This is a genomic window from Acidaminococcus massiliensis (assembly GCF_900095825.1).
GTDB lineage: Bacteria > Bacillota > Negativicutes > Acidaminococcales > Acidaminococcaceae > Acidaminococcus > Acidaminococcus massiliensis.
Genome location: NZ_LT608315.1, coordinates 691,465 through 711,093 on the forward strand (window position 1 = coordinate 691,465; position 19,629 = coordinate 711,093).

Sequence of the window (19,629 nt, forward strand, 5' to 3'; positions counted from 1 at the left end):
CGCCACCGCCAATATGGATTCCATCCCTCTGGTGATCATCAGCGGCCAGGTGGCTACTTCCCTGATCGGCCAGGATGCCTTCCAGGAAGCGGACACGGCGGGGATCACCACCCCCATCACCAAATACAATTATCTGGTCCGGAAGGTGGAGAACCTGCCCCAGGTATTGAAAGAAGCTTTTTATATCGCCCGGACAGGAAGGCCCGGTCCGGTGCTTATCGATATCGTCACAGATGTGTTCGATGCCCGGCTGGATTTCCACTACCCCAAAGAAGTCCATCTATTGGGCTACCAGGGCAGCCAGCATCCCCGCCGGGCCGATGTGCAGCGGGCTGCGGAAGCCTTGCGCCGGGCCCGCAGACCGGTGATCATGGCCGGAGGCGGGGTGGTCCTGTCGGATACGGGAGGGGAACTGACCCGGCTGGCGGAAAAGACCGGGATCCCGGTGGTCACCACCTTGATGGGAAAAGGCGCCGTGCCGGATACTCTGCCCCAGCATCTGGGCATGCTGGGGATGCACGGCAGCTATGCGGCCAATATGGCGGTTTCCGGCTGTGATCTGCTGCTGGCTTTCGGGGTCCGGTTCGATGAAAGGTCTACTGCTAAGGCCAGCCTATTTGCACCGGCTGCTCGGATCGTCCACTTCAATGTGGAACCGGGGGAAATCAACAAGATCATCCCCGTCCAGGTGGCCGTTCCTGGAGATCTGCGGGAATCCCTGCCCCTGTTTGCCCAGCTGGCGGAACCTCTGGCTGCCGCCTGCAAAGAACAGACAGCGCCCTGGCGGGAACAGGGTGAAGCCATGAAGGAAGAAGTCCCCTGTACGGCCCATGCCTGCAGGGGAGGGATCTCGCCGGAAACGGCTTTGAAAAAAGCGGCGGCCCGGGCTCCCCAAGACACTATTGTGGTCACCGATGTGGGCCAGCATCAGATGTGGGCAGCCCAATTCTTTCCCACCCGGGAAGCCCGCCATTTCATCACTTCCGGCGGGCTGGGCACCATGGGCTTCGGCCTGCCGGCCGCCCTGGGAGCCAAAGTGGGAGAACCGGACAAAACGGTCCTGCTGATCACCGGCGACGGCAGTGTCCTGATGAACTGCCAGGAATTCACCACCCTGCCCACCTATGGCATCCACGTGAAGACCATTGTCCTGAAGAACGGCCAACTGGGTCTGGTCCGGCAGCTCCAGGGCCTGTTCCGGGGCGGCCGATATTCCCAGACGGAACTGATCCGGAAACCCTCCATGGCAAAAATTGCAGAAGCCATGGGGATCCCTTCCCGGAGCATCTCCCGTCCGGAAGAACTGGAAGCAGGACTGGATTTCCTGTTCGGCGGAGACGATTCAGCTCTTTTAGAAATCGCCATCCCGGAAGACGAACGGGTCTATCCTGTGGTCCCGGGCAGCAAGGGGCTGGACCAGATGATCCTGGGACGGGAAGGATGAACAAAACGAAGAACGTGCAAAACAAGGATAAAGGAGAAAAACTATGAAATGGCAGCATATGGCACTCCTGGTCAACAATCGGCCGGGGGTCCTGTCCCATGTGGCTGGGCTTATCGCCCGCCGGAACATCAACATCGAATGCCTGAATGTGGGGTATACGGAAATCCCGGAGATCAGCCGGATCAATCTGGTGGTAGGGGTGGAAAGCCGGTTCCAGCTGGACCAGGCCATCCATCAGCTGAGCCATCTGATCGATGTGATCAAGGTGGTGAACCTGGATGATGCCCCGTTGGTCAGCTGTGAACTGACCATGATCAAGGTCAGCGCGCCCACTCCCCAGATCCGAGAGGAACTGACCAATATCGCCAGCCTCTTCCATGCCAAGATCGTGGATGTACATCCGGAATCCCTGATCCTGCGTCTGACGGGCCGGCAGGATCATATCCAGGCTCTGCAGCAGATGCTCCAGAATTACACCATCTTGGAAATCGCCACCACCGGGCAGATTGCGCTGGGGAGAGGCCCCCAGACCGTCAAAGACAGCCTGCTGGAACCCCAGGAGCCGGCTGCTGAGGCACCGGAAACAGAGGGAGGACAGCCATGAAACAGGCCTTTCCGGAAACGGTAGCAGATTTCCAGGTCTTTTCCACCCTGACGGTGCTCCGGTCCCTCCATCGGGATCCGGTGATCAAAAACCTGAGCCGGGCCCAGCAGCATCCGGAACGGGAGAAGTATCTGGCCCGGGCCCGAGAGGCTCTGCTGGAACAGGCGGAAGAGCTGGGACTTTCCGGCAACCTGTGGCAGGGCTATTTCTTCCATCTCCTGTGTGAAGGGAACAACCTGGCTGGGCAGATGGTGGAAGCCCGGGGAAATGTGGGAAGCGGGATCCTGTCTGCCCTGACCCGGGACTTGGAGAAAATCCGTCCCTTCCTGACCCTTTCCGGCCGTTCTGTCCTGGGAGACGGGTTCTACGATCATTATGAACCTATTTCCCCGGCCCCTCGGGACGGTCTGGAAAAACAGCTGGCCCAGCAGCTGCTGGCGGCGCCCGAAGCGGCCCGGCAGGCGGAAATCCTGCTCCAGCATTACAAACGGTACGGCCGGGGGAAGATGGCCCGGTATGAAGCTTTTTGCCTGGATGCCAGGGGACATTTCCAGGGAATCGCCGATTTTCCCCACACGGCCTGGGAGGATATCCTGGGCTATGAGGAACAGAAGGAGAAGCTCCTGGCCAATACCCGGCAGTTCATGGCAGGGCGGGGCTGCAACAATGTCCTTTCTACTGGGAGCCGGGGCACGGGGAAATCCACTTCCATCAAGGCCCTGATCCCTCTTTTCAGTGCCCAAGGGCTGCGGCTGGTCCAGATCAAACGGGATCAGCTCCATCTGCTGGCGGCTGCCATGGAACGGGCCGGGCGGATCCGCAGCCACCGGTTCCTGTTTTTCTTCGACGATCTGTCCTTTGATGAGAACGAAAAGGAATACAAATACCTGAAATCCGCCATTGACGGCGGAGCTGCTCCCCAGCCGGACAATGTGATGCTGTGCGCCACCAGCAACCGGCGCCATCTGCTGAAGGAAACCTGGGCGGACCGGAGTGACGAGCTGGAAGCGGAAGTGTACCGGGAGGATGCCACCAATGAATCCATCTCCCTGTCAGACCGGTTCGGACTGATCCTCCATTTCGGGGCTCCCACCCAGCAGGAATACCTGGCCATCATCGACCATGAGCTCCAGAAAGAAGGTATCAAACTGTCTCCGGAGGAGCTGCGGATCCAGGGCGTCCGCTGGGAAATGGAACATTCCGGCCGGAATGGACGGATCGCCAAACAGTTCGTCCAGTGGTATTTGGGGAGTCATTGACGGGGCTGTTGCGCCTGCAACAGCCTCTTTTCCATGTCCGAAAACCGCCGGTTTTTTCTTTGTTTTCTGGTACAATAGAAGTAGAAAAGGAGGGAAAACCATGGACGATACGGACAGAGAACGGCTGTACCGGGCTTTTTGTGCCCGGGACTCCCGGTTTGACGGAAAATATTTTATAGGGGTGCGTTCCACCGGAATCTACTGCCGTCCAGTTTGCCACGCCCGGAAGCCGAAACTGGAGAACTGTGAATTCTTTGCCAGCGCGGCGGAAGCGGAAAAGGCAGGCTACCGGCCCTGCCTCCAGTGCCGGCCGGAACTGGCCCCTGGCTGTGCTCCGGTAGATGCTTGTGATTTTCTGGCCCAGCAGGCAGCCCGCTGTCTCCGGGAAACCTGCGGCAGCGGGATCAGCCTGGCCGCCCTGGCAGAAAGCCTGGGATGCAGCCCCCGCCACTTGCGGAGGACCTTTGAAGAAGCTTACCAGGTGCGGCCGGTGGAATATCTGACTACCTGCCGGCTGCTGCTGGCTAAGAGCCTGCTCACGGATACCCGGCTGCCGGTGACGGAAATCGCTTTTGCTTCCGGCTTCCGCAGTCTCCGGCGGTTCAATGAGGCTTTTCGGGAAAGATACCGGCTGGCTCCCACGGCTCTGCGGAAACAGCTGGAAGGGAAAGAAATCAGTCAGGAGGAGGACAGTTTTGTGATGGCGCTGGGCTATCGTCCTCCCTTCCGGTATGACCTGCTGCTGGAATTCTGGAAACCTCGGCTTCTTCCAGGAATCGAAACGATCCAAAAGGGGATCTACAGCCGGGGCATCCAACTGGCTGCGGGAACAGGAAAACGAGTCAAAGGCTGGTTCCAGGTCAGGGATCTGCCGTCTCGGAACCGTTTGGAACTGCGGCTCAGTGCTTCCCTTCTGCCCGTGCTGCCCCAAGTCCTGGGCCGGGTCCATCGTCTCTTTGACTTGGATTGTGAGCCCCAGAGCATCCTCCAGGGCTTTGAAGGGTTCCGGGACACCACAGGACGGGATTTCATTCCAGGTATCCGGATCCCCGGCTGTTCGGAACTTTTCGAAATGGGGGTCCGGGCCATCTTGGGGCAGCAGATCAGTACAGAGGCGGCTTCCCGGCTGGCCGGGCGTCTGGCTGACCGGTACGGAGCCGAAATCGAAGGGGCCCCGGAAGGGATCCGGCGGGCTTTTCCTCTAGCAGAAGATTTCCTTTGGGAGGAAGCAGAGGGGGAACAGCAGCTGGGGCCGCTGGGCATCATCCGCCAAAGGTCCCGGGCCATTGTCCGGCTGGCCGCTTTCCTGGCGGAGCGGCAGGATACCCATTGGCTGGCTGGACAGCCGGAACAGGTGGCGGAAGAATTGCAGGAAATTCCAGGAATCGGACCCTGGACCGCGCACTATACGGTGATGCGGGCCCTGGGCTGGTCAGATGCCTTTCCGGTGACGGATCTGGCCATCCGGAAAGTCCTGGCGCCTCGGACGGAAAAGGAGCGCAGGGTATTGGCAGAAGCCTGGAGGCCCTGGCGGAGTTATGCCACCCTCTGCCTCTGGCAGGGAAAACAGGAAGGAGTCGAAAAAAATGCTGTACATCACAAAAGTAGATAGTCCTCTGGGAACGATCCTCCTGAGCAGCCATGGAGAAAAGCTGAACGGGCTGTGGTTCCAGGGAGAGAAGTATGAAGAAATCCGGATGAAAAACGAAGACGGTGTGGAAGAACGGCCGGATCTCCCTGTATTCCAGGAAACCCGGCGTTGGCTGGACCTGTATTTCCAGGGGAAAGATCCAGGCTTCACGCCTCCCCTTGAACTGTCCGGCAGTGATTTCCGGCAGCAGGTAGGGCGGATCATGCTGACCATTCCTTACGGAAAGACCATGACCTATGGCGCCATTGCCCGGGAAATGGCCCGGAGGGAGGGAAAGGAGCGGATGTCGGCACAGGCCGTGGGAGGAGCGGTGGGCCACAATCCCATCAGCTTGATCATTCCCTGCCATCGGGTGGTGGGGACCAGCGGAAGCCTGACCGGATACGGCGGCGGTATGCCCCGGAAAGTGTGGCTGCTGGAACATGAAGGCATCGATCTGAAAGCCTCCGGTTTCACCATACCGAAAAAAGGGACTGCCCTGTAACAGGGACAGTCCTTTTTGCTTCCAGGAGATTCAGTTTCTTCCCCACACGGTCCAGCGGCCTCCTTCTCCCAGTTTTTCCCAGTTTCCTGGGACGGTCTGGAGAAAGTCCTTCTGGCTGCTCTGGTCTACCAGGACGATGATCCTTCCCGTATCTGGCAGGTCTTCCAGGGCTTCGAAGGGCATCATATTCTTGGCGTTCCAGCTGATCCCTGCCGGCCGCATTTCCTGCAGCCGTTCCCGGGTCACCAGACGGGGAGCGGGGATACCGCTGTAATAGGTGAAGGAAACCGGATAGCGGCCTCCATACACGTACACCGGGACACCGGATACATGGTGGGAGGTGACCATCTGGGCCACATCCCAGGCAGAAGCCTGCCGGCACAGGGGGATGGCCAAGGCATAGGACAGGACCGTAAAGAGCAGGGCCATGGCCAGGGCGGCCCGCTTGATCCAATACTGCAGGTCCAGCCGGCCGGCGGCACAGGCCAGACCGATGGCCAAAGGCGGCAGATAGGGGAAGGTGTAAGTGGGGTATTTGGTGGCCATGCATTCAAAGAAAAACCAAGTGAGGAAAACCCACAGGAACAGGAACCGCTGCCGGTCATCCAAGCTTTGCCAGAGGGTCCGGTTTTTGATCCGGGCGATCAGGGTCTTGCCGTATTTTTTCCAGAGCCAGGGCAGGCTCAGGCTCCAGGGGAAGCAGCCGATGAGGAAAATCAGGAAATAATACCACCAGGTATTGTTCCGAGGATGTTCGGAGACTGTAGCCCGGAGCACATTGTGGACCCCGATGAACCCATCCAGGAAGGCGCTGCCGTGGAGGACTGTCATAGGGACGTACCAAAGGGCAGCGATGGCCAGGGTCAGGATGAGGCCACGGAACAGCTTCATATGGGCCAGGGTCCGGAAATCTCGGTTGCCGGCCAGATAGGCCAGGATGATCAGCCCCGGCAGCACCAACCCCAGGGGCCCTTTGGTCAGGATGGCCAGGCCGGCCAGGGCATAGGCTCCGTAATAAAGAAGGGGCCGGTTTTCCCTTTTGGCCAGGTAGAACAGCATCAGGGCTCCATCCATGGCCACGAACAGGGTCATATCGGTGATCACGGCTTTGGCCAGGTAGAAATATTCCACACTGGTGGCCATGATCAGCCCGCTGAGGAATCCGATGTTCCGGTTGTACAATTTCTGGGCGAACCAATAAGTCTGGAGGACCCCGATGGTGCCAAAGACTGCAGGGAAGAAACGGGCTGCGAAGGAAGTCTCCCCGAAGAGCTGGAAGGCCACCAGCAGCTCGCCGTAGAACATCCAAGGTTTATCGTACCAGTAATTCCCGTAGATCCGGGGAGAGAGCCAGTCTCCGGAAGCCAGCATTTCTTTGGCGGTCAAGGCGTAATTGGATTCTACCGGGTCCGTGATCAGCAGCTGGCAGTTGGCTGCAAAGAACAGGAGCAGGCAAAGCACGAACAGCAAAAAAGCCGGCCAGTGCCTGTGGTAGACCCGCAGCAGCGGGGTCCTGTCATTTTCCCAGTATTCCATGGAACATTCCTCCTCCTGTTTGGTGGTTCCAGTATAGGAGGAGAAAATAAAGGAACCTTAAACAAAGGAAAAGGAATGCATAAAAAATCCTGCAAAAGAGGGAAAAGAAAGGTGTATAATGGATTTCCAAGCTTGCAGAGTTGAAGGATAAGGGAAAACGGAATGGAGGGAAGCTATGGAAATCAGCTTTATCGGTGTGGGCGTCATGGGCGGCGGCATGTGCCGGAATCTGCTGAAAAAGGGGCTGAAGGTCCGGGCCATTGCTAGGAAGAAAGAACATCTGCTGGCTTTCCAGCAGGCCGGGGCGGCCATCAGTACTCGGAACCGGGACGCGGCGGACAGTTCGGTCATTTTCCTCTGTCTGCCGGATGGAGCGGCGGTCAGACAGGTCCTTTTGGGAGAAGAAGGGCTGCTGGAATGCCTGGAGCCGGGTACGGTCTTGGTGGACTGCAGTACCTTGGGCTATCTGGAAGCCCGGGAACTGGCAGGCCTTTGCAGCAAACGGGGTGTGGTGTACCTGGACGCACCGGTTTCCGGGCACCAAGCCAAAGCAGAGGACGGGACACTGACCATCATGGTGGGAGGACGGGAAGATGCCTTCCGGCAGGTGAAACCCCTCCTGGAAGCGGTGGGAAGCACCATCCTGTATATGGGAGAAAGCGGCAGCGGGCAGCTGACCAAAATGATCAACAACTGTGCCCTGAATATCTGTACGGCCGCTTTTTGTGAACTGATGCCCTTGGGGGTGAAAATGGGGCTGTCTCCGGAGAAACTGGGAAAGGTCCTGATGACGGCTTCTGGGTCCAGCTATGCCTCCTGCCATCTGATCCCCAAGGTGCTGGAAGGGGATTTTGCCTACGGCTTTTCTCTGGAGCGGGCCTATAAGGACATGGCCCATATGGCGGAACTGACCACCCGGTTCCAGGTGCCGCTGCCCACCCTCCAGGGAACCATGCAGACTTACCAGCTGGCCCTTCGGCATGGGGAAGGGGAATTGTACAAAGGAGCTATGATCCGGTTTTACGAAGATCTGCTGGGAGTGGAATGCCGTCGGGAGAAAAAGGAACCCTGAGGCTTCCGACTCCTGACGAAGGGGGTGTTGCACGTAACGTGCAACACCCCCCGGTCTCATGAGCCGCATAGCAGCTCGGTCTCGGGTCTCGAGTCTCGAGCCGAATGAGAAATTTGCAAGCAAATTTTTTGAATGTACAAACCCTAATCTGCTAACGATAAGATATTCGTTTCTATATCCAGCACGATACTGGTCCTACACCTTCAAAAAAACCTGGCCATGGGGACAGGTTCTATCCAACGGCTCGAGACTCACGACTCGAGACCCGAGACCTCAAAAAGGGACTGTTGCGCATGCAACAGCCCCTTGTTTTCATGCATCTTCCCAGACTTTTTCCGCAATGGACCGGATCAGCCGGAGCTTGGCCCACTGTTCTTTTTCCGTCAGTAGGTTCCCTTCTTCTGTGGAGGAGAAACCGCATTGGGGACTCAGGCACAGCTGGTCCAGGGGAACATATCTTTCCGCTTCCCGGATCCGGGCGATGATGTCTTCTTCTTTTTCCAGTTCCGGAGTCTTAGAGGTCACCAGGCCCAGGACTACCTGCTGGTCTTTGATGTACTGCAGAGGTTCGAAGCCGCCGGCCCGGTCGCTGTCGTATTCCAGGAAGAATCCGTCCACATGGCAGCGACCGAAGAGGGTTTCTGCTACAGGTCCATAGCCGCCGCTGGAGAACCAGGTGGAACGGAAGTTCCCCCGGCAGATGTGCATGGTGATGGTCATGTCATCGGGTTTGGCTTCCAGGGCTCGGTTGATCATATCCACATAATGGCTGGCCAGTTCATCCAGGTCGAAACCCCGTTCTGCATAAGCCTGCCGTTTGTCGGCGTCGCAGAATTCTCCCCAGCTGGTGTCATCCAGCTGCAGATACCGGCAGCCGGCGGCGTAGAAAGAGCGGATGGCCTGCTGGTAGGCCAAGGCGATGTCCGTGAACAGCCGGTTCTGGTCCTGGTACTGGGGAATGGGTTCGTAGTGTTTTTCCCGGACGCAGCAGATCAGGTGGAGCATGCTGGGGGAGGGAATGGTCATCTTGGCCAGGGTATCTCCCGCCGTCTCTTTCAGGAAACGGAAATGATCCAGGAAAGGATGGTTCCCGAAGCTGATGGGACCGGTGATCTTTGCCGTGCGGGCCTTGGGCTGAGCCCCTTTGAAATGGACGGACCAATTTTCCGCAGAGATTTCCGTGACCCCTTCCAGTTCTGTCAGGAAATCCAAATGCCAGTACCGGCGGCGGAATTCTCCATCAGTGACGGCATGGAGGCCTACTTCTTTTTCTTTGGCTACCAGATCCTGGATGGCAGCATCTTCCGCCTCTTTCAGATCAGCAGCGGAGATTTTCCCGGCGGCAAACGCCTCTCGTTTTTCTTTCAGGGCAGCTGGACGCAGGAAGCTGCCAACGATATCATACCGGAATGGCGGTCTATTTTTTACACTCATGTCACTTTTCCTCCCGTAGCATTCATGGATTGTTCATGGGAAAAGTATACCATGGGTGTAGGGATTTGGATAATACCGAAAAACAACCGAGTGCCATAGCCTGAGGGAATAGCAGAAGGGACTGCTGCCTGCGCAGGCAGCAGTCCCTTCTTTCAAATCATGATTTCCCGTCTTGCCAGGTTCTCATCAAAGAAGCTTTCCTTCTTCTTTTCTTTTTCAGCTGGTGCAGGAGCCGCTGCGGTGCGGATGTTTTCCACAAACAGCAGCAGCCGGTTGGTCACGTTCACATCACTGACCCCGCTGTCAAAATCCAGGCTCAGCAGGTTCATATGAGGATAGAGGGATTTGATCTTCTTTTCGATTCCCTTGGAGATGATGTGGTTGGCAATGCAGCCGAAGGGCTGGAGGCTGATCACGTTCTCGATGCCGTGCTTGGCGAAGTTCACCACTTCCGCCGGCAGCAGCCAGCCTTCCCCGAACTGGGCGGCCATGTTGATGATGCCCTTGCCGTCATTGGCCAGTTCGAAGATGTCTTCGATGGGGGTGAAGTACCGGAACTGTTCTCCGATTTCGTTGAATTTCCGGATCTGTTTGGTGACCCACATATAGAGTACATCTACGATCAGGCTGGGCATATGATGCCGTTCCAGGCCGAATTTCCGGTTGGTGATCCGGTTGACGAAAGCCTGCATGAAGAAAGGCGTCAGGAGCGGCGGCATCACTTCGATGGAATGGTCCATGAGCCAGCCGGTGATGTTTTTGTGGGCGAAGGCGTTGAACTTCAAGTAGATTTCACCTACGATCCCCACCTGGGGCAGCCGCACATCCGGCTTGGCCAGGTCGTTGAATTCAGCGGCGGCCTCTTTCAGGAGCTTCAGCAGCCCGTTGGAATTGTTGGCCTCGATTTCCTTTTTGGCCAGTTCCAGGTATTTGTCCTTCAGTTCTACGGCTTTGCCCTTCACGGTTTCCCGGACCACAGAGGCATTGAAGAACTTGGAGAGACAATCGGAGAACAGCACCGTGGAAATGGTGATCCTGGCGATCTTCAGCCAGTTCAGTTCAAAGCCCGGCTGGTCGTTCTGGATGTTCTTGCTGGTGGCCAGGGAGATGACCGGGGTATCTTTGAACCCGGCTGCAATCAGGGCATGCTTGATCAGGCCAAAATAGTTGGAAGCACGGCACTGCCCCCCGGTCTGGGTAATGGCTACCGCTGTCTTTTTGGGGTCATACTTTCCAGACTGGAGAGCCCGGATAAAGTCCCCCACCACCAACGTAGCCGGGTAGCACACCTCATTGTTGGCGAATTTCAGCCCCAGATCTGCACTTTGGACAGTGCTTTCCGGCAGGGTCTCTACATGGAACCCTACGTTTTTCAGGACCGAGGGGATCAGGGGAGAAATGAACGGCGTAAAGTAAGGCGCTAGGATGGTGTAGTCCCGCATGCTCTTTTCAAAGCGGGGAGGCTGTTCGAACGGTGTGGGCTCGAATTTGGCATCCCGGTTGTACCGGATACTTTCCACTACGGAACGGACCCGCAGCTTCAGAGAGCCGATATTGGACACATCATCGATCTTCAGCAGGGTCAGGGCTTTGCCGTGGCGCTGGAGAATGCCCCGGACTTCGTCCTGGAGGAAGGCATCCGGGCCGCAGCCGAAGGAAGTCATTTCCATGAAGTGGACGCTGTTGTCCTGCCGGGCCACCCAGTCGGTGGCCTTGGAAATCCGGTTGATGTAGGCCCACTGGCGGACCAGATAGGAATCATCGATGGTGATGGTGCTGTCGTCCCGGACCAGATCCTCGTTGATCACATTGATGCCCATGGCCGCAATGGATTCACTGAGCTTGTGCTGGATGAGAGGGTCCGTATGGTAGGGCCGGCCCGCCAGCAGGATGGTCAGCTGTTTATGGGCACGGCTCTTCTGGAGGATCTCTTCATTCTTTGCCTTGATGGCAAGGCCGTATTCTTCCTGGGCTTTGACCGCTGCTTTCAGGGCCTTGTCCGCCGTGAAACGGTCGAACCCGATGTAGCTCAGGTATTTCCGGATCTGCTGCTTCAGGAGTTTGGCATCCTGGAAGTTGATGGGCGGGGAATCGATGGGGATCTCTGTATTGGTGACGCTTTTGATCACGTCGGAATAGCCGGAGACCACCGGGCAGTTGTAGCTGTTCAGCTGCCGTTTGTCGTCCTGATGTTCGTAGATCACATAGGGCATGAAGATCCGGTTCACCCGTTTCCGGATCAGGTTGTTGATGTGCCCGTGGACCAGCTTGGCCGGGAAGCAGATGTTGTCGCTCATTACATCATGGATGCCGCCCTCATAGTTCTTGAAGGTGGAGGGGTCGGACAGCTGGACCTTCAGGCCGCAGGCGGTGAAGAGGGCATGCCAGAAGGGATAGTCCTCATAGATGTTCAGGCAGCGGGGAATCCCGATCACCCGCTGGGCATCTTCTTTTACCGGACGGTCGAAGAGCAGCTTGTATTTGTAGTCGTAGATATTTTCTCCCGGTTTGCAGTCTTCGCCGTTGTTGGTGAAGAACTTTTCACACTTGTTCCCAGAGAAATAGATGCTGCCGTTGCTGAAATTGTATTTTTTGATCAGGCAGTTGTTTTCACAGCCATGGCACTGGAGCTGGCTGTCGGTGTAATTGGCCACATGGATCATTTCGTCCAGGGTCACGGAACCTTCCGCCCGGCTCCGGGCAAAGAGGGCACAGCCGTAGGCTCCCATGATTTCCGGGATGTTGCTCCGGTGGACCGTGGTGCCGGTGAGCCGTTCAAAGGCCCGGACCACTGCATCGTTTTTCATGGTGCCTCCCTGGAGGACGATGTCAGTCCCCAAGTCATGGGTGTTCTGGAGCTTCAGCACCTTGTACAGGCAGTTCTTGATGACGGAATAGGCCAGCCCAGCGGAAATATCCCCGATGGTGACCCCTTCCCGGAGGCTCTGCTTCACTTTGGAGTTCATGAATACGGTGCACCGGGTGCCCAGGTCACAGGGTTCCTTGGCTTCGCAGGCCAGTTTGGCAAAGTCGCTGACAGAGTAGTTGAGCCCTTTGGCAAAGGTTTCCAAGAAGGTGCCGCAGCCGGAAGAACAGGATTCGTTCAGTTCCATCCGGTTCAGGACCCCATGATCCACGAAAATGGCTTTCATATCCTGGCCCCCGATGTCCAGGATAAAGGAAACATCCTTATTGATCTTACGGGCTGCCAGATAATGGGCGATGGTTTCAATGATGCCAGTCTTCAGATCGAAGGCCGCTTTGATCAGATCTTCCCCATAACCGGTGGAGCAGCTGCCCAGGATCCGGGGATTGGCTCCCACTTTCAGGCATTCCGCATAGAAAGCTTCAAAAGCATTTTGGACGGCTCCGATGGGATTGCCGTTATTGGGCGCATAATGGGTAAACAGGATCCGGTCTTCCGGATCCGTGACTACCAGTTTGGTGGTGGTGGAACCGGAATCGATGCCCACGTAGACCGCATCTGTTTTCGCCGTCAGGGGCGTCAGCTGGATGGTATCGGCTTCCTTGGCTTTTTTCCAGGCGGCATAGTCCTCCGGAGAAGTAAAGATCGGCGGCAGCACATCGTCGGAACGGACGGTGACTTTGGGGGCGTTTTCCAGCTTTTCCACCAATTTGTCGAAGGAAATGGCAGGGGCGTCCGCCGCACTGAGGGCCGTCCCATAAGCGGGGATCAGATTGGCGTTTTCCGGGACGATGAAGTTCACATAGGGAATCTGGAGACAGTCCATCAGGGCCTTCCGCAGGGCGGGCATGAAGGTCAAAGGCCCTCCGCAGAGCAGGATCTTGGGCTCGATGGTGCAGCCATGGCTCAGGGTGGAAATCACCTGGACCGCCACTGCATGGAAAATGGAAATGGCAATATCTTCCCGGCTGACATTTTTGGCCAGCAGGTTCTGGATATCCGTTTTGGCGAAAACACCGCAGCGAGAGGCGATATAGTGGACATGCTGGGCTTTTTCAGCCAGGCCGTTCAGCTGTTCGATGGGGATCCCCAGAAGTACAGCCATCTGGTCCAGAAAAGCTCCGGTGCCCCCGGCGCAGTTGCCGTTCATGCGCAGATCGCAGCTTCCATCGGCTTTGATGTACACGATTTTTGCGTCTTCTCCACCGATGTCGATCAGCGTAGCCACTTCTGGATATTTGGCTTTGACGAATTTGGTGGCAGCGATCACTTCCTGTTCAAACGGAAGCTGGAATTTTTCCGCTACCCCCATGCCCACGGAACCGGTGATCTTCAGCTTCAGGCTGGCGGCTCCGATCTGGGAACGCAAAGTCTGCAGCTCTTCCCGCAAAACGCCAGCTACATTGGCCTGGTGGCGCTTGTAGCGGGAAAAAACCACATGGGAATGATTGTCCAGCACGACGATCTTGCACGTGGTGGACCCGATGTCTAAACCTACACGATACGTACTCATAATGCACCTCATCTTAAAGTGTATTTAATTATAGCACATTGCCCAAGAAATACCAGATGGAAGTATATAAACAGCTGTAGAAGTCCGTCCCATGCGTGTTTCGGACGCTTCTTACAAAGACGCGGCGTGGCGGAGATTCACTGCAGGAGGGCAGGAGGACGCAGATTTCGGTACACTTTTTTTAACGGTGTTTGAAGGGTCTGGGCATCCGGAATGGGACTTTCAGTAGGCAGCTTGGAGACCCTGTGGTACAATGGCGGAAGAAACTAGGGAGGGAAGGGATAAAGGTGCATCTTTTCAGCAGAAGGATCCTTCCGGTCTGCCTGGCCATCTGGCTCCCGGCTGCTGCTGCCTGGGGCTGTACCCTGTTCGGCGCCCAGGGCAGCCGGGTCTTGGGAGGGGGAAGCCTGATTGTCAAAAATCGGGACTGGCGGCCGGAATACCAGGAAATGCGGATGGTCCAGGGACCCCTTTACCGGTATTACGGGATCTATGGGGGATCGGAAAATAAAATGGCCCTGAAAGGCGGAGTGAATGAAGCAGGCCTGGCGGTGTTCTCGGCTGCAGCCAGCAGCATCCCCCGGAAGGAACGGCTGGCCATGGGAGGTGGGAGTAAGGGAGCCTTGAAAAAACTCCTGGGCAGCTGTGCCACCGTAGAGGAAGCTTTGGCCAGCGGTACGGATTTGGGAGGACCCAAATTCCTGCTGCTGGCAGATGCTTCTGAACTGGCTTGGGTGGAAGTGGGAGACAGGGACCAGGTGGCCGTCCGCCGGGTCAGCAATGGGAGCCTTTCCCATACCAATTTCTATCTGAGCCCGGGCTTCCAGCGGCTGAATTTGAAAGAGAACGTATCGGCCCGGCATCGGTACCGGCGGATCGAAGAACTGCTGGAAAGCCAGCAGACGCCATATATATTGAAAGATTTGATGCGCTTCAGCCAGGACAGGACAGAAGGACCGGACAACAGCATCTGGCGGCTGGGCAGCCGGCCGGATGGGCCTCAGACCCTTGCCTCCTTTGGGGTATGGCTGCATCCAGGCACCCGGCCGGATGTTTTCATCAAGATCCGTTACAGTCCAGAAGACCAGGGACAGGAAGATGTGTACCAGCTGGACAGTGCCCATTTATTTCCCTGAGCCTGAGGGAGAAATGCGCATAAGCTGCCAAAATATGATAAAATAATAAAATTACAGTAAAAAACGCAGTTGGGGAGGAAGGATATATGGACCGGCCTTCCCACTGGCGGCATAAAGGATGGATAGCATGGAGCAGCAAGGACAAACTCCCGCAAACAGCAAAACCAAAAAATTCCTGAAAGGGACCCTGATCCTGACCATTTCCAGTATCGTGGTAAAGGTCATCGGAGCTCTGAACTGGGTCATCCTCTCCCGGGTCATGGGCGGAGAAGGCATCGGCCTGTACCAGATGGGGTTCCCCATCTATCTCATGGCCATCACCGTTTCTTCTGCTGGGATCCCGGTGGCCATTTCCATCATTACAGCGGAAAAGGTGGCCAAGGAAGACTATACCGGAGCCCAGCGGGTGTTCCGGGTCTCCCTGCGGATGCTGTTCTGCACCGGGCTGTTTTTTTCCCTGTGCCTCCTGGTGATGGCCAAATGGCTGGTCACTTCCGGGATCATCCCGGATCCCCGGGCTTATTATTCCATCATTGCCCTGGCTCCGGCAGTGTTCTTCGTCACCTTCCTGTCCAGCTTCCGGGGATACTTCCAGGGCTGGCAGATCATGACGCCCACCGCCTGTTCAGAAATCACGGAACAGCTGGTACGGGTGGTCACCATGATCGCATTTTCCTATCTGCTGATGCCCTACGGATTGACTTATGCGGCAGCCGGGGCCAGCATGGGGGCAGGGGCTGGTGCGCTTTGCGGGCTGCTGCTCCTCCAGGTGTTCTATTTCCGGCTGAAGCATAAATTCTTTCCCCAGGGGGAAGGAACTGTGGCGGAAAAGGAACAGGAACCTGCTGGGAAGATCATCCGCCGGCTCATTGCCCTGGCCCTGCCCGTATCCATGTCCAGTCTGATGCTGCCCATCGTTTCCAATCTGGATATGATGATCGTACCTCGGCGGCTCATGGTGGGGGGCTGGTCCATGTCCGAAGCCACCACCCTGTTCGGATATCTCACCGGCATGGCGGTGCCTCTCATCAATATGTCCACCATTTTGACGGCGGCCCTTTCCATCAGTTTGGTGCCGGCCATCAGTGAATCCCGGGTGTTGGAAGATACGGAAGGGATCCGGGAAAAAGTGGCCACGGCTTTTTCGGTGGCGGCCGTGATCACCATCCCCTGCAGCATCGGTCTCCATGTGCTGGGAGGCCGGGTGGCAGCCCTCATCTATAACGCTCCCAAAGCCGGATCTTCCATCGAGACCATGAGCTGGGCCATTTTTCTCCTGGGTCTCCATCAGGTAAGTACCGGCATCCTCCAGGGGCTGGGGAAGACCAAGATCCCGGTGATCAACATGATCATTGCGGCAGCTTCCAAGGTGTTCCTGAACTGGAACCTGACTCCTACCCTGGGCATCGTGGGATCCTCCTGGGCCACCGTGGCAGATATCGGAATCGCTGCCATCTTGAACCTTTTCTTCATTAAAAAATATACCGGTTTCTCCTTGGAGCTGAAACAGCTGGGGAAGACTGCCTTGGCTGCTGCGGCCATGGGGGCTGCGGTCCAGGGCTTCCTGGCTCTGGTGCCCAATTGGGGTGCCTGGAGCATCCTGGGAGGCATGGCGGTGGCCGTACCGGTTTACGGGATCCTGCTGCTGGTGCTGAAGACCATGCCGGAAGAAGAACTGAACCAGATCCCCTTCCTGGGAAGGAGAATGGTGAGGGTGGGGAAGAAACTGAAGTTATTATAAAAAAGCTGTGAAAAAATGAGAAATCATTTTTTCACAGCTTTTTTTATCCTATCGGTCTTGCGAAATTCAACGGGTTCACCGGACTCCCGTTCTGGCGCACTTCGAAATGCACGTGGGGACCGGTGCTGTAGCCGCTGCTGCCGGCGTAGCCGATTACATCTCCCCGGCGGACGGTCTGCCCTGGTTGGACGGCGATGGCGCTCATGTGGCCGTAGCAGGTGGTGAGTCCGTTGCCGTGGTCGATGCTGACGAATCGGCCATAGCCTCCGTTCCACTGGGCTTCTTCCACCGTTCCGGCTGCCGAAGCCTTGATGGGAGTCCCATAGTCCACGGCAATGTCGATGCCGGGATGGTAATCGCTTCCGCCTCCAAAAGGATCTGCCCGGAGCCCAAAGAAAGAACTGATTTCTCCGCCGCTCACCGGCCAGCCATAGGTGCCATCGCCAGTATCGGAGAGGGCCAGCAGCATGTTGGTGAGGTTTTCTTTTTTATAGGCCAGTTTCTTCCAGTTGATTTCATCCTGGACTTCCAGTACGGTCAGCTGGTCCGCAGTGGTGGAGCCCCCTTGGCCTTTTTTGTCCAGTTCCTTGGATTTTTGGTCTACGGTCTGTTCCCCAATCTTCACGCCGTCCTTGGCTAGTTTTTGCCGGACAGCGTTTTCCACTTGGACCACCTGGGCCAGTTCCCGCTGGAGTTTTTCGTTGTCGTCCATCAATTTGGCCAGCCGTTCCGTATAGACCCCATAGTCTGCCCGATAGTTGGCCAGTTCCGTCTGCTCGTCCCAGGCCTTGAACAGCAGCCCGGCACAGACAGCCAGGCCCATGAGGCTGGCTAGGAAGGCACCGCCAAAGCCGATCAGCAGCTTGGGACCGGCGTGGAACTCCTGGATATGGCCTTCTTCATCCTTCCACTGGAAAGAGAAGCCGGCTCCCACCAGGCGTCCGGAAGGCAGCAGCCCCTTCAGTCCTTTGAGTTTCTCCGTCAGTTCTTTCTTTTCCATACTTGCTCCTTACAAAAAGGACGTGCCGGCGGCACGTCCTGTACAACTCTTCGATTGTTCTGCACATCTTGACTACCGAGTCAATATTTTAACGCGAAAATCCGGGGTATTCAACCGTTTACCAAAAAAATTTACAAATTGTTAAATCTCTGCCAACTGCTTCTTTTCCCATTCCAGTTTCCGGGTTTCCCGCTGGATGGCTTCCTGGAGGATCAGGGCATGCCCCCAGTCTTTTTCCTGGGCTTTTTGGGTGGGGAAAAGCAGCTGCCAACGGAGCCGGAGGTGGGCCAGGTGTTCTTCGTGACGGCGGATGTCTTCCTGGAACAGCTGACGGAGCTGGGGATCCTTCCGGCTGCGGATCAGGTACAGTTTCATGGTGAATTCATCCCGGGTGGGCATCATGTCTCCCAAGGGCTGGGCCAGCCAGTCCCGAAGCCGCTGGCGGCCGGAAGGGGCCAGGCGGTAGTATTTTTTCTGGAGCTTGGTGCCCACGGTGCCGGTATAGCTGGTGATCTGTCCGCTTTCTTCCAGCTTCCGGAGTTCCGGATAGACCTGGCTGTGCCGGGCACACCAGAAATCCCCTACTTCCTGTGCAAAGAGTTTTTTGATATCGTAGCCTGTCAGATCCTGTTTGGCCAGAAGGCCCAGCAGCACATACTGGAGATTGTTTCCTTTTGCCATGGAATCCGCTCCTTTCTTTTGTGATTATACCATATTGGAAAGAAAACGTGTAAAGATTGACATGATTCAATAAACATGCTACACTCGTTGCAATGATAAGTATGTAAATAATTACATTTTTCAGTCTGCTTCGCAGACGGCTGTCTAAAAAGGAGAAAAAATCTATGAAAATCGAGGGAGGACTGAGGTGGCTGGTGCTGTCCAGCCTGTTGCTGCTGGGCATGACGGGAGTTTCCGGAGCAGAGGCGGCGGAGCATTACGCCAGTAAGACCCTGGAGGTGACTCCGGTGAAAACGGAAGTGAAGCAGATTTCCGGCGTGGTCTATGAACAGGTGCCCACCCGGGGCTATCCCAATGTGCCCATGGCCATGGATCTGCTCCAGCCCCAGAAAAAAGAAAAAATGCCCGCCATCGTCTATGTGACCGGAGGCGGTTTCATCAACGCCAACCGGGACAACGGGGTCCAGTTGCGGAACTATCTGGCGGAAAAAGGCTATGTGGTGGCCAGCATCACTTATCGGGTGGCTCCTACCGCCCGGTTCCCGGAACCTCTGGAAGACGTGAAGGCTTCCATCCGGTATCTCCGGGCCCATGCGGACAAGTGGAACATCGACAAAACCCGGATCGGCATCGTAGGGGGCAGTGCCGGGGGCTATCTGTCCGCTTTTGCAGGGACCACCAGCGGTACAAGAACCTTTGACAAGGGAGAGAACCTCCAGGAGTCCAGCCAGGTGAACTGTGCCGTGGATCTCTATGGTCTGTCGGACCTGAGCCGGGTGGGCATGGACTACAGCCCGGAAAACCAGAAACTCCATCAGTCTGCCGGTGCCACAGAAGCCCTGTGGATCAACGGCAGCCCGGTATTCGGCGGGAAAGACGGCGGGGTCGGCGCCGATCCCAAAGCCACGGAAGCAGCCAACCCCATTGCCTATATCGGGAAAAACAGTGCGCCCATGCTGCTGATGCACGGGACAGCGGACAAAGTGGTATCCCCGGGCCAGACGGACCTGCTGTATCAGGCCCTGAAAGCCAAAGGAGTGCCGGCGGAACGGTACGAAATTCCCGGAGCCGCCCATGGAGGCGTGTATTGGGTCCAGGATAAGGTGCTCCAGGTCATCGGAGATTTCTTTGATCAGTATCTGAAATAA

At 56.6% G+C, this 19,629-nt stretch carries 14 protein-coding genes; 9 read left to right on the plus strand and 5 right to left on the minus strand.

Going from position 1 to position 19,629, the window contains the following annotated elements:
* From ilvB to BQ2657_RS03365, 5 genes are all read left to right on the plus strand, one after another.
* Positions 1–1,444: biosynthetic-type acetolactate synthase large subunit (gene ilvB / locus BQ2657_RS03345; RefSeq protein ID WP_075579365.1), on the plus strand; the 1,444-nt coding region annotated here is incomplete at its 5' end.
* A gap of 43 nt (positions 1,445–1,487) precedes the next feature.
* Complete coding sequence (gene ilvN / locus BQ2657_RS03350; protein ID WP_075579366.1) at positions 1,488–2,048, plus strand: acetolactate synthase small subunit; 561 nt, start codon at positions 1,488–1,490, stop codon at positions 2,046–2,048.
* Positions 2,045–3,307, plus strand: coding sequence for an ATP-binding protein (locus BQ2657_RS03355; RefSeq protein WP_075579367.1), 1,263 nt, complete (start codon positions 2,045–2,047; stop codon positions 3,305–3,307). Before ilvN ends, BQ2657_RS03355 begins: the two co-directional genes overlap by 4 nt.
* Positions 3,308–3,407: 100 nt before the next feature.
* A complete protein-coding gene (locus BQ2657_RS03360) occupies positions 3,408–4,919 on the plus strand; it encodes an Ada metal-binding domain-containing protein (protein WP_075579368.1) in 1,512 nt (503 codons plus the stop codon).
* On the plus strand, positions 4,894–5,442 hold the full coding sequence (locus tag BQ2657_RS03365; RefSeq protein ID WP_075580971.1) for a methylated-DNA--[protein]-cysteine S-methyltransferase: 549 nt from the start codon (positions 4,894–4,896) through the stop codon (positions 5,440–5,442). The genes BQ2657_RS03360 and BQ2657_RS03365 overlap by 26 nt, the downstream gene beginning before the upstream one ends.
* A 30-nt stretch (positions 5,443–5,472) precedes the next feature.
* Here BQ2657_RS03365 and BQ2657_RS03370 read toward each other — a convergent pair whose 3' ends face one another.
* A complete protein-coding gene (locus BQ2657_RS03370; RefSeq protein ID WP_075579369.1) occupies positions 5,473–6,978 on the minus strand; it encodes an ArnT family glycosyltransferase in 1,506 nt (501 codons plus the stop codon).
* Positions 6,979–7,153: 175 nt separating this feature from the next.
* On the opposite strand from BQ2657_RS03370, the gene BQ2657_RS03375 reads away from it, so the two are divergent.
* Positions 7,154–8,050, plus strand: a complete 897-nt coding sequence (locus BQ2657_RS03375) for an NAD(P)-dependent oxidoreductase (protein WP_075579370.1) — start codon at positions 7,154–7,156, stop codon at positions 8,048–8,050.
* Positions 8,051–8,362: 312 nt separating this feature from the next.
* On the opposite strand, the gene BQ2657_RS03380 is transcribed toward BQ2657_RS03375, so the two are convergent.
* Positions 8,363–9,484 carry a 5-methyltetrahydropteroyltriglutamate--homocysteine S-methyltransferase gene (locus BQ2657_RS03380; protein ID WP_075579371.1) on the minus strand — a complete coding sequence of 374 codons (1,122 nt, stop codon included), beginning with the start codon at positions 9,482–9,484 and terminating at the stop codon, positions 8,363–8,365.
* A 152-nt stretch (positions 9,485–9,636) separates the two neighbouring features.
* Positions 9,637–13,923, minus strand: a complete 4,287-nt coding sequence (locus BQ2657_RS03385) for an acyl-CoA dehydratase activase-related protein (RefSeq protein ID WP_075579372.1) — start codon at positions 13,921–13,923, stop codon at positions 9,637–9,639.
* 287 nt (positions 13,924–14,210) lie between these two features.
* Between BQ2657_RS03385 and BQ2657_RS03390 the strand changes: the two genes are divergently transcribed.
* Both BQ2657_RS03390 and BQ2657_RS03395 read left to right on the plus strand, forming a co-directional pair.
* Positions 14,211–15,059, plus strand: coding sequence for a carcinine hydrolase/isopenicillin-N N-acyltransferase family protein (locus BQ2657_RS03390; protein WP_075579373.1), 849 nt, complete (start codon positions 14,211–14,213; stop codon positions 15,057–15,059).
* Between the two features lie 127 nt (positions 15,060–15,186).
* Complete coding sequence (locus BQ2657_RS03395) at positions 15,187–16,800, plus strand: putative polysaccharide biosynthesis protein (RefSeq protein WP_143224828.1); 1,614 nt, start codon at positions 15,187–15,189, stop codon at positions 16,798–16,800.
* A gap of 43 nt (positions 16,801–16,843) precedes the next feature.
* On the opposite strand, the gene BQ2657_RS03400 is transcribed toward BQ2657_RS03395, so the two are convergent.
* Both BQ2657_RS03400 and BQ2657_RS03405 read right to left on the minus strand, forming a co-directional pair.
* Positions 16,844–17,800 carry a M23 family metallopeptidase gene (locus BQ2657_RS03400; RefSeq protein WP_075579375.1) on the minus strand — a complete coding sequence of 319 codons (957 nt, stop codon included), beginning with the start codon at positions 17,798–17,800 and terminating at the stop codon, positions 16,844–16,846.
* A gap of 141 nt (positions 17,801–17,941) precedes the next feature.
* Positions 17,942–18,481, minus strand: a complete 540-nt coding sequence (locus BQ2657_RS03405) for a PadR family transcriptional regulator (protein WP_075579376.1) — start codon at positions 18,479–18,481, stop codon at positions 17,942–17,944.
* 164 nt (positions 18,482–18,645) lie between these two features.
* On the opposite strand from BQ2657_RS03405, the gene BQ2657_RS03410 reads away from it, so the two are divergent.
* A complete protein-coding gene (locus BQ2657_RS03410; RefSeq protein ID WP_075579377.1) occupies positions 18,646–19,629 on the plus strand; it encodes an alpha/beta hydrolase in 984 nt (327 codons plus the stop codon).